This is a genomic window from Marinobacter sp., assembly GCF_041690455.1.
In the GTDB taxonomy this organism is placed as follows: domain Bacteria; phylum Pseudomonadota; class Gammaproteobacteria; order Pseudomonadales; family Oleiphilaceae; genus Marinobacter.
Genome location: NZ_JAWLHI010000094.1, coordinates 1 through 10,576, shown reverse-complemented (window position 1 = coordinate 10,576; position 10,576 = coordinate 1). Strand labels below are relative to the sequence as shown.

Annotated in this window: 9 protein-coding genes; 6 read left to right on the top strand and 3 right to left on the bottom strand. The window is 60.2% G+C overall.

Annotated features, from left to right (window positions below):
* The first annotated feature begins 226 nt into the window (after positions 1–226).
* The 3 genes from ACESMW_RS17165 (at position 227) to ACESMW_RS17155 (ending at position 2,579) form a co-directional block, all read left to right on the top strand.
* Positions 227–421, top strand: a complete 195-nt coding sequence (locus ACESMW_RS17165) for a type II toxin-antitoxin system VapB family antitoxin (RefSeq protein WP_275709837.1) — start codon at positions 227–229, stop codon at positions 419–421.
* Positions 418–819, top strand: a complete 402-nt coding sequence (locus ACESMW_RS17160) for a PIN domain nuclease (protein ID WP_372988210.1) — start codon at positions 418–420, stop codon at positions 817–819. The genes ACESMW_RS17165 and ACESMW_RS17160 overlap by 4 nt, the downstream gene beginning before the upstream one ends.
* Positions 820–1,670: 851 nt before the next feature.
* Positions 1,671–2,579, top strand: a complete 909-nt coding sequence (locus ACESMW_RS17155) for an integron integrase (protein WP_372988209.1) — start codon at positions 1,671–1,673, stop codon at positions 2,577–2,579.
* A gap of 36 nt (positions 2,580–2,615) precedes the next feature.
* On the opposite strand, the gene ACESMW_RS17150 is transcribed toward ACESMW_RS17155, so the two are convergent.
* Positions 2,616–2,963 (bottom strand): 4a-hydroxytetrahydrobiopterin dehydratase, encoded by a 348-nt coding sequence (locus tag ACESMW_RS17150; RefSeq protein WP_372988208.1) that lies wholly within the window; start codon positions 2,961–2,963, stop codon positions 2,616–2,618.
* Between the two features lie 121 nt (positions 2,964–3,084).
* Between ACESMW_RS17150 and imuA the strand changes: the two genes are divergently transcribed.
* Genes imuA through ACESMW_RS17135 form a run of 3 tightly spaced genes read left to right on the top strand, consistent with a single transcriptional unit; the run spans position 3,085 to position 8,318 of the window.
* Entirely contained in the window at positions 3,085–3,774 is a 690-nt protein-coding gene (gene imuA, locus ACESMW_RS17145; RefSeq protein ID WP_372988207.1) for a translesion DNA synthesis-associated protein ImuA, read from the top strand.
* A gap of 7 nt (positions 3,775–3,781) precedes the next feature.
* A complete protein-coding gene (locus ACESMW_RS17140) occupies positions 3,782–5,200 on the top strand; it encodes a Y-family DNA polymerase (RefSeq protein ID WP_372988206.1) in 1,419 nt (472 codons plus the stop codon).
* Positions 5,184–8,318: an error-prone DNA polymerase gene (locus ACESMW_RS17135; RefSeq protein ID WP_372988205.1), complete on the top strand. Its 3,135-nt coding sequence runs from the start codon at positions 5,184–5,186 to the stop codon at positions 8,316–8,318. The genes ACESMW_RS17140 and ACESMW_RS17135 overlap by 17 nt, the downstream gene beginning before the upstream one ends.
* 224 nt (positions 8,319–8,542) lie before the next feature.
* On the opposite strand, the gene ACESMW_RS17130 is transcribed toward ACESMW_RS17135, so the two are convergent.
* Both ACESMW_RS17130 and ACESMW_RS17125 read right to left on the bottom strand, forming a co-directional pair.
* Positions 8,543–9,877: a sodium ion-translocating decarboxylase subunit beta gene (locus tag ACESMW_RS17130; protein ID WP_372988204.1), complete on the bottom strand. Its 1,335-nt coding sequence runs from the start codon at positions 9,875–9,877 to the stop codon at positions 8,543–8,545.
* Between the two features lie 13 nt (positions 9,878–9,890).
* Positions 9,891–10,576, bottom strand: a 686-nt coding sequence (locus tag ACESMW_RS17125) for a biotin/lipoyl-containing protein (protein ID WP_372988203.1), incomplete at its 5' end; no start/stop codon positions are given.

The window sequence follows — 10,576 nt, the reverse complement described above, 5'->3', positions numbered from 1 at the left end:
CGCGGTGACGCCCTTGCCCTTCTCCTAGCCTTCGGCTCTGCGAACACCTGGCAGGGGGACTTTCACCTCCCTAGTTCTGTGCCATGCCCGGCACACACGCCCGGCTCACGCGCCGGTTTGGAGCCGCAAAGCGGCGAGAAATCGGTCGCTGTGCAGCCGATTGTTATGCTCTCCCTGAAGTGCTAGATTGTGTATAGAAATCGAAAACCATACACATAGGTGCAACATGAGAACGAACATTGTCATTGACGATCAGTTGATGGCCGAAGCCCTCAAAGTCTCCGGCTACGAAACCAAAAAAGAGGCCGTTGAGCAAGGTCTGAAACTTTTGGTCCAGCTGAGCAAGCAGCAGGAAATTCGAAAGCTGCGAGGCAAAATCAAGTGGGAAGGCGATCTGGATGAAATGCGGAGCGCCCGATGATACTGGTGGATACCAGCGTCTGGATCGACTATTTCAACGGAGTCAAAAACCCGCAAACTGACCTGCTGGATGCCTCGATAGTGCAAGGTTCAGTCGCTATCGGTGACCTCATATTTCTGGAAATCCTGCAAGGCATCGGCAACGACAAACAATACCGTCAGACCAAACAAAGCCTGCTTGCGCTGGATCAATATGAAATGTTTGGCAAAGATATGGCAGTCAAGTGCGCCGACAATTATCGAGCGCTTCGTAAAAGGGGCATCACGATCAGAAAAACTGCCGACGTGATCATCGCTACGTTCTGCATAGAGAAGGAGCTACCCCTGCTGTTTTTGGATCGCGACTTTATCCCTTTTGTTGATCACCTTGGACTTGAGCCTGCTCTGAGAGGAACATAACGCGAAGGTAACCGGCGCCGGAGCGCTAGCGGAGGGAACCAAAAGCGGTACGCTTTTGGCGTCCGGTTGACCGGCTGGTTAGTGGCGGGTTTTGACGCTGCCCGTTCCCTGGCACTGACCATGACGGCCTACTCCGTTACCTCGCACCGGCGGGCGCCGATACCGTTTGTTTGACTCCACCGCCTTGCTTGCGGTGGATGAACCTGAACCCAAAGGTACCAGATCCTCTATAAAATTTCGGCGGACGGCCCAAAACGACGAATGCCGAACTTACTACCAACACCGTTGCTGATTGAAGCAACCAAATCAGACGCGGACTCAGACGGCCTTGGTGTTCACACAGTTGCCGGGTTTGGCTACGAAGCCCGGCACCAAGGCCACTGGCACACAGCCACCCAAAAGGACCGAAGCCTTTGCCATTAACAGCTAATTATACGAACGCGTTCGTATATCACCCGTTCGTAAAACCCCATCTTAAAACTCTCAATATTTTTTAAAAAATCGCTTCAAAAACAGTTGTTTGAGAGCAATTTGCCACGGCTACCGCCGGAGTTATACGCCCACCTTCGAGCCACCCCTGCTCACCATTATGGGCGTATAACTCCGCCCATTGTTTTTCATCTTTTCAACCCTATCAGATAGTTACACGGATTTCTCATGCGACTTTTGCAGTTTTGCGAATGCGTTCGTATAACTCCGCCCTACAGCTCTGTCTTGACTTCTGAATTCATCGAATTACTGTATATAAAAACAGTATCTGAAGGATGATAGGATATGGATATCCCCTCCCCCTTCCTGCACAGCCAACTCGCTTTCTGGACAAGGTCCGAAGCTTCATCCGGCTGCGTGGCATGGCGTACAAAACCGAGCAGACCTACCTGTTCTGGATCAAACGGTTCATCCGGTTCCATGATCGAAAACATCCTGAGGCTATGGGAACTGCGGAAGTGGAAGCATTTCTGTCTCATCTTGTTTTGCAGGCAAACGTCAGCACCGCTACCCAGAGAGTCGCGCTCAATGCGCTCGTGTTTCTGTACCGTGAGTTCCTGGGGCAGCCATTGGAGGAACTCAGTTTTGAACGCGCGAGGAGGCCCAAGCGGTTACCCACTGTGTTCAGTTCGGAGGAAGCAAAAGCGGTCATCAGCAAATTGGATGGCGAGTACAGGCTCGTCGCCATGCTCCTCTACGGCTCGGGACTCCGCATCAATGAAGCTTTGCGTTTGCGGGTTAAAGACGTGGACTTTGATATGCAGCAGCTGATCGTTCGAAGTGGCAAGGGGGACAAGGACCGGATTACTTTGCTGCCGGATCGCCTGATTGAGCCGCTACGGAAACAGATCGATTCTGCCCTGCACCAGCATCAGGCCGATCTCCTCAAAGGGGTCGGGTCAGTCTATTTACCCGCAGGGCTGGCACGAAAGTATCCGAATGCCAGCGAGGAGCCTGGCTGGCAGTATGTTTTCCCCGCAGCGGAGCTTTCCCGGGATCCGCGTGCTAATGTCCGGAGGCGCCATCATCTGCTCGATCGGACGGTTCAGAAACACTTCCGGCGCGCTATTCTGGATGCAGGTATTCGCAAGCATGCGGGCAGCCACACCTTCCGACACAGTTTTGCTACGCGTCTGCTTGAGGCGGGGTACGACCTGCGCACCATCCAGAAGCTGCTGGGGCATTCGGACCTGCGAACCACTGAGATCTACACCCACGTTGTGCGTAAGGGCGGCTTCGGTGTCCGGAGTCCCGTTGATTCTGCGTTCTAGTGTCCTGGAACAAGAGGCAGCAAGGCCGGGCCGGCCTCACTGCATACTCTGGTAAGCATCGTCGGTGCGGGCGGCCATCACAAAGTCGTTTTTGTGCAAGCCACCGATCTTGTGGGTCCACCAGCGTACAGTGGTCTTGCCCCACTCCAGCAGGATAGCCGGGTGGTGATTCTCCTCTTCGGCCAGGTCGGCCACTTTGTTGGTGAATGCCTGGGCCTGGACGAAGTTGCGGAATTTGAATGCTCGCCTGAGCTGTTCCTCGCCATCCAGCTCGACGATTTCCCAATCGGGAATGGATTTGAGCAGTTCGGCTTTCTCGTCTTCGGTGACTTGCGGTGCATCAGCACTGCAGGCTTCGCAGGTTTGCTCTTTCAGATCGCTCATTTTCACCTCCTTTTGCCTCTCTTTTCACCATGGGCTTCAACGCTCGTTTTATCAACCCGGCGCTTGAAATCGGCCCCTGTTCGGAATACTGTATATTTAAACAGTATTCGGAGACTTCCCCATGAGTGAGCTGCTGAACACACTGATGCAGGATGCCCGTGTCTGGCAGGGGCACCGGCGCCATCAAACCACACAACCCTCAGAACCCACCGGCTACCAGGTGCTGGATAACCAGTTGGGTGGTATCGGCTGGCCGCGGGGGGCGCTGAGTGAATGCCTGCTGGATGCCCTCGGCATTGGCGAGCTGCATCTGCTGCTGCCCTTGATGCAACGGCTGACGCAAGCGGGCAAAACCGTCTTCTGGCTGAACCCGCCCCATACCCCCTATGCCCCGGCGCTGGCCCGGGAAGGGGTGGATCTGGACCAGGTAGTGATGATTCACACCGAAGACGCCGGCGATTTCCTGTGGACACTGGAAAACTGTCTCCGCTCCCCGGTCACCGGGCTGGTGCTGGCCTGGCCGGGCAAGCTGGCCACCCGTGAGGTGCGCCGGCTGCAACTGGCGGCGGAGGCCGGCAGCAATGTCTGTGTGCTATTCCGGGAGCGCAAATACGCAGAGCAGAACTCTCCGGCCGCCCTGCGCCTGGAGCTGGCACCGGTCGATAACCAGGACCTCAAGGTCAATGTGGTCAAACGCCGGGGCAGCTGGCCCGGGCAGCGGTGCAGCCTGGCCATGGCCCACCGGGCGGACCTGGCATTCCGGGAAGCACCCCGGGTGGTGCAAGGCCCCTGGCAACACACACAACGATAGGGTTTCCATGCTCTGGTTGTACCTGCATTTTCCACACCTGCTGCTGGATCATATCCGCCGTGACCGGGAGGACTCACGTCCCCTGGTGATCTTGGAAGGCTCCGGCCAGCGCGTTATCCAGGCCTGCCCGGATGCCCGGGACCAGGGTGTGGGTGCCGGCATGCGTCTGAAAACCGCCATCAACCTGGTCCCGGAACTGGGTATGGTGCGGGCACAGCCTGAACAGGAAGACCGGATACTGGAAGACCAGGCCCGTTGGCTGTACCGCTACGCCGCCCACATCGTATTGGTGCCACCCGATGGCCTCCTGGCGGAAATCGGCAGCTTGCAGAAACTGTACGGCGGCTTGCCGGCGGTCTGGCAAACGGTGGAGCAGGCCCTGAACGAACACCGGCTTACCGCCTGGATTGCCATCGGCCACACCCCGCTGGCCGCCCGACTCATTGCCCGGGCCGGCAAGGGAGAATGCACGGCGGACAAGGGCCACATCCTGCGGGCCCTGGAGAATATGCCCCTGGTGGCAGCGGAGTTTGACGGCAAAACCTGCACCCGCCTGCAGCGGCTGGGCCTGAACACCCTGGGCGAGGTGTTTGCCCTGCCTGCCCCGGAACTGGCCCGCCGGCTGTCGCCGGAAACCCTGGCGCGCATCCAGAAAATCCAGGGCACAAGGCCGGACCCGCAAACACCCTGGCAACCGCCCCACTCGTTTCGGCAGCAGGCGGATTTCATTCAGGAGATCGAGCACACCCAGGGGCTGCTGTTTCCGTTGCAGCGTATGCTCTCGGAGCTGGAAGACGACTTGTGCTGGCGCCAGCAGGATACCGACAGCCTGCACCTTATCCTGCGGCACCGGCACGAGGAAGACACCCGTCTGCGCATCCGAACCTCGGGACCGGAACACCGGGCCGAGGCCTTCCTGAACCTGATCCGCCTGCGACTGGAGCAGCAACCGTTGCGGGCACCGGTGGTTGCCCTGGTGTTGTCGGTGAAACGCTTCCTGGGGCGGGAAGCGCCCACGGGCCAGGACCTGCTGGGCGAAAGTCAGGACCTGAACGAAGCCTGGCACACCCTGATGAGCCGGTTACAGGCCCGGCTGGGCGAGCAATCCCTGAAGCAATTGGCACCCCAGGCGGACCATCGCCCGGAACGGGCCTGGTCGGCCACAGAAGTGCAGCAGAAACACAAAACCCGTCTTTCAGCCACGGAAAACCTGCCCCGCCGGCCACTCTGGCTGCTCCAGGGCCCGCAACCGCTGACCGAACCGCCGGCGGCCTGGTTTGCCGGGCCGGAACGCATCAGTGGCGGCTGGTGGGATGGCCAGCGAGTGCACCGGGATTACTACATTGCCCAGCTGCAAAACGGCCAGCTGGCCTGGGTCTTCCGGGACGTACACGAGGGGTGGTTCATCCATGGCTGGTTCGGGTAACGCGATGTCCGGCTACGCCGAGCTCTTCTGCTTCAGCAACTTCACCTTCCTGACCGGCGCCTCCCATCCCCACGAACTGGCGGAACGGGCGGCAGAGCTGGGTTACACCGCCCTGGCCATCACCGACGCCTGTTCCGTAGCCGGCATTCCCCGCGCCTGGGCGGCCCTGAAAGAAAGTCCGGTCAAGCTGATTACCGGCAGCTGGTTTGAGCTGGAGGATGCCCCGGCAGGTGCCGCCTCTCCCCGGTTCATTTTGCTGGCCCGCACCCGCAAGGGCTATGGCCAGTTGTGCCGGTTGATTACCACCGGCCGGCGCCGGGCAGAGAAAGGCCGGTACCGGCTGTTTTTCAGGGATGTGGAAACCCACGAGCTGGACGACTGCCTGTGCCTCTGGCTGCCACCGGCCATACCCGACGCGGATGCCGACCAGGCCCTGGCCTGCGGCGAATGGCTGCAGCGGCTGTTTGATCTCCGCTTCTGGATCGCCGCCGCCCGCACCCTGGAATCCGGTGAGGAACTGCACCTGGCCCGCATCCGCTGGCTGGCCGACCAGCTCCACTGCCCCATCACGGCCTGTGGCGAGGTCCACATGCACAGCCGGGAACGCCAGCCCCTGCAGGACGTACTCACCGCCCTGCGCCACCACACCACCCTGGAAAACGCCGGCCACTGCCTGTTCCAGAACGGCGAGCGCTATCTGCGCCCCTTGCCGGTTCTGCAACGGCTGTTCCCGGAGGCCTGGCTACAACAGACCCTGCGCATTGCCGAAGCCTGTACCTTCGAGCCTGGCAGCCTGCGCTACGAATACCCACCGGACCTGGTCCCCGAGGACGAAACGCCCGCCGGCTACCTCAAACGCCTGACCCGTGAAGGCGAGCGACGGCGCTACCCGGGAGGCACTCCACTCCAGGTCCAGGGCCTGATCCGCAAGGAGCTGGAACTGATTTCGGAGATGAAGTACGAACACTACTTCCTCACCATCCACGACATCGTCGCCTTCGCCCGCAGCCAGGGCATCCTGTGCCAGGGCCGGGGCTCAGCGGCCAACTCGGCGGTGTGTTATTGCCTGGGTATCACCGAAGTGAACCCGGCCAACGTGGAACTGCTGTTCGAACGATTCATCTCCAAAGACCGCAACGAGCCGCCGGACATCGACGTGGATTTCGAGCACGAACGGCGGGAGGAAGTCATCCAGTACATCTACCGGCGCTACTCCCGGGAACGGGCCGCCCTGGCCGCCACGGTGATCCGCTACCGCCCCCGCAGCGCCATCCGGGATGTAGGCAAGGCTCTGGGTTTTGATCCGGCCCTGGTGGAGCAACTGCTCGACGGCATCGACTGGCGGGACAAGGCCACCAACTGGCGCCAGCAGATCCTGGACAAGAACCTCACCCGCAACCCACAGGTAGCGGACCAGTTCTTCACCTTGGTGAACACCCTGCTCGGCTTCCCCCGGCACCTGTCCCAGCATGTGGGCGGCTTCGTGATCAGCTCCGGCCCCCTGGCAGAACTGGTACCAGTCGAGAACGCCGCCATGGAAGGCCGCACCGTGATCCAGTGGGACAAGGACGACCTGGAAAGCCTCGGGCTGATGAAAGTGGACGTACTGGCCCTCGGCATGCTCTCCGCCATCCGCAAGGCGCTGGAGCTGATCAGTGAACAAAAAGACGGCCCATTCACTATCCAGGACATCCCCCAGGAAGACCCGGCCACCTACGCCATGCTCCAGAAGGGCGACAGTATCGGCGTGTTCCAGGTGGAGTCCCGCGCCCAGATCAACATGCTGCCGAGGCTGAAGCCAGAGACTTACTATGACCTGGTCATCGAAGTCGCCATCGTCCGCCCCGGCCCCATCCAGGGCGACATGGTGCACCCCTACCTGCGCCGCAAACACGGCCTGGAACCGGTGGACTACCCCAACGATGCCGTACGCCGGGTACTCGAGCGCACCCTGGGCGTGCCCATCTTCCAGGAACAGGTCATCAAACTCGCCATGGTCGCCGCCGGCTTCTCCGCCGGCGAAGCCGACCAACTCCGCCGCGCCATGGCCGCCTGGAAATCCCACGGCGACCTCACCCCGTTCCGGGAAAAACTCATCACCGGCATGCTCGAACGCGGCCACGACGCCGACTTTGCCGAACGCCTGTATCAGCAGATCTGCGGCTTCGGCGGCTACGGCTTTCCCGAATCCCATGCCGCCAGTTTTGCGCTATTGGTGTACGTCTCCGCCTGGATCAAACGCCACTACCCGGCAGCCTTCTACTGCGCCCTGCTCAACAGCCAGCCCATGGGCTTCTACTCCCCATCCCAACTGGTCCAGGACGCCCGCCGCCACAACGTCACCGTCTTGCCCCCGGACGTCAATCACAGCCACTGGAACCACACCCTCGAAGGCCCGGACCACCACCTGCGCCTGGGCCTCAGAATCGTCCAGGGCCTCTCCGCCAGCGGCGCCGACCGAATCCACCAGAACCGCCCGGCCAACGGCTACCGCTCCGCCACAGAACTCCGCCGCCAGGCCGGCCTCAACCAGCGAGACATGGAACTTCTAGCTGGCGCCAACGCCATGCCCGGCTTCACCGCCAACCGCCACCAGGCCTACTGGCAACTGCTCGACCACGAACAACCCACCGAACTGTTCGCCGCAGAAGACCCGGACGACTACCAACCGGACCACTGCAACCAACTCCCCGAACCCACCGAAGGCCAGAACGTCGTAGCCGACTACGCCAGCCAGGGCCTGACCCTCCAACGCCACCCCCTGGCCCTGCTCCGGCAACAAGGCCACCTGAGGTTCTGCCTCACCTCCGAACAACTCAAAACCACCAAAGCCGGCATCCCCGTCCAGGTCGCCGGCCTCGTCACCGGCCGCCAACGCCCCAGCTCCGCCTCCGGCGTCACCTTCGTCACCCTCGAAGACGAAACCGGCAACGTAAACGTCGTGGTCTGGCTGGAAACCGCACGTCGGCAACGAAAGCCGTTACTGACTGCCCGGTTATTACACGTGAAAGGTGTGCTGGAGAGAGAGGGCGATATTGTTCATGTCATGGCGGGGAAACTGTCAGATCTGAGTCATCTGATTAACTCGTTACCGGTCAGTTCGAGAGATTTTCACTAGCTCGCCCATTAGAGAGCGATAACTCCAAAGATCATAGAGCGGATGTGGGGCCTCCTTTCAGGAATGTCGGAGGCCATGGATGGCCGGAGTCAAGCGCACATGGATGTGCTCGTAGCGGTTCCTGAAAGGAGGCCCCACATCCGCTCAAACTCCTGAATTATCAGTCTTATAAAACAAGAAAACCCCGCCCAAAGGCGAGGTCTTCTCAAAGCAGCGGCGAGAGATCAGCTCAACAACTTGATCATCACACCCGCAGCCACCGCAGAGCCGATAACACCAGCCACGTTCGGCCCCATCGCGTGCATCAGCAGGAAGTTCTGCGGATTGGCCTCCAGGCCAACCTTGTTGGACACCCGCGCCGCCATCGGCACCGCAGATACCCCGGCAGAACCGATCAGCGGGTTGATCTGCTCCTTGGTCAGCTTGTTCATCAACTTCGCCATCAGCACACCACAAGCCGTACCGATACCGAATGCGACAATACCCAGCGCCAGAATACCCAGAGTCTGGGCGTCCAGGAACTTGTCCGCCATCAGCTTGGAGCCGACAGACAGCCCAAGGAAGATCGTGGTGATATTGATCAGGGCATTCTGGGCCGTATCGCTCAGACGCTCCACCACGCCACACTCCCGCATCAGGTTACCGAAGCAGAACATACCCAGCAGCGGCGCCGCATCCGGCAGGAACAGAACCACCGCGATAAGAACAACCAGCGGGAAGATGATCTTCTCCTGCTTGCTCACCGGGCGCAGCTGGGACATCTTGATGGCGCGCTCTTTTTCGCTGGTCAGGGCCTTCATGATCGGCGGCTGGATCATCGGCACCATCGCCATGTAGGCGTAGGCCGAAACCGCAATGGCACCCAGCAGATGCGGAGCCAGAACACTGGACACGTAGATGGAGGTCGGGCCGTCCGCGCCACCGATGATACCGATGGCCGCCGCTTCCAGGATGGTGAAATCCAGAATGCCGAGCCAGTCCAGCAGGGCTGCACCCAGAACTGTACCGAAGATACCGAACTGAGCCGCCGCACCCAGTAGCATGGTCTTCGGGTTGGCCAGCAGCGGACCGAAGTCCGTCATGGCACCCACGCCCATGAAAATTACCAGCGGCCCGATGGTGCTGCCGATAACAACCGAGTAGAAGTTGTACAGCATGCCATTGCCATAGCCGAAGTCCTGGGCAATGGAGTTGGCCATCGCCATCTCGGAGTAACTGGCCTCCTTGACGGCAACCTTGAACATCTCTTTCAGCTCGGGCGTCACCGCCTGGCCGGCCTGATAGGCTACATCCAGCGGTGCAGCCAGCGCGGCCAGAATCTGGGTCGCGTCACTCTTGAGCGCAAAGTGGATGGCATTTTCCGCCGCAGTCAGGGCAAGCCCTGCCTCCGGGATGTTCGCCAGGATGCCGCCGAAACCGATCGGTACCAGCAGCAGTGGCTCAAAGCCCTTGCGAATCGCAAGGAACAGCAGAAGCAGGCCGATGGCAATCATAACCACCTGGCCGAGCTCGATGTTGAACAGGCCACTACCTGTCCAGAGTGTCATTAATTTATCCATGGAATGCTGGCCCTTATGCGATTGTCAGCATTTCATCATCAGGGGATACGGCGTCACCGACCTTGATGAAGACCTCACCGATGGTACCGGCTTTGGGTGCGCGAACTTCGGTTTCCATCTTCATGGCTTCGAGGATGATCAGCACATCGCCCTCTTCCACGGTGTCACCCGGAGAAACCAGAACCTTGAAGATGTTACCGCCCAGCGGTGCCACCAGAGGCTCACCTTCACCTGCTGCCGGAGCAGGCGCGGAGGATGCGGCCGGTGCGGAAGCAGCACCACCCTCACCCTGGATCTGGGTGATCTCACCGCCTTCGGAAACAGCAACAACAAACTTATTACCGTTCACTTCCACGGTGTAGGTCTCGGGGCCTTCGGCCTTCTTGGCCGGAGCGGCGCTTTCGGCGGTCGGAACCGGCTCGAAGGCATCCGGGTTGTCACGATTTTCCAGGAACTTCAGGCCGATCTGCGGGAACAGCGCGTAGGTCAGTACATCGTCTACGGTGTTTTCCGCCAGCTTGATGCCCTTCTCGTCGGCCAGCTTCTTCAGCTCGTCGGTCAGCTTGTCCATTTCTGGCTCAAGCAGGTCGGCCGGACGACAGGTAACGGGCTCTTTCCCGTCCAGAACACGCTCCTGCAGTTCCTTGTTCATCGGCGCCGGTGCAGCACCGTACTCGCCTTTGAGGATTGCAGAGGTTT

Excerpts from the sequence above, each read along its gene's own strand:
- ACESMW_RS17165 (WP_275709837.1), top strand. The coding sequence starts at position 227 with ATGAGAACGAACATTGTCATTGACGATCAGTTGATGGCCGAAGCCCTC.
- ACESMW_RS17160 (WP_372988210.1), top strand. The coding sequence starts at position 418 with ATGATACTGGTGGATACCAGCGTCTGGATCGACTATTTCAACGGAGTC.
- ACESMW_RS17155 (WP_372988209.1), top strand. The coding sequence starts at position 1,671 with ATGGCGTACAAAACCGAGCAGACCTACCTGTTCTGGATCAAACGGTTC.
- ACESMW_RS17150 (WP_372988208.1), bottom strand. The coding sequence starts at position 2,963 with ATGAGCGATCTGAAAGAGCAAACCTGCGAAGCCTGCAGTGCTGATGCA.
- imuA (WP_372988207.1), top strand. The coding sequence starts at position 3,085 with ATGAGTGAGCTGCTGAACACACTGATGCAGGATGCCCGTGTCTGGCAG.
- ACESMW_RS17140 (WP_372988206.1), top strand. The coding sequence starts at position 3,782 with ATGCTCTGGTTGTACCTGCATTTTCCACACCTGCTGCTGGATCATATC.
- ACESMW_RS17135 (WP_372988205.1), top strand. The coding sequence starts at position 5,184 with ATGGCTGGTTCGGGTAACGCGATGTCCGGCTACGCCGAGCTCTTCTGC.
- ACESMW_RS17130 (WP_372988204.1), bottom strand. The coding sequence starts at position 9,877 with ATGGATAAATTAATGACACTCTGGACAGGTAGTGGCCTGTTCAACATC.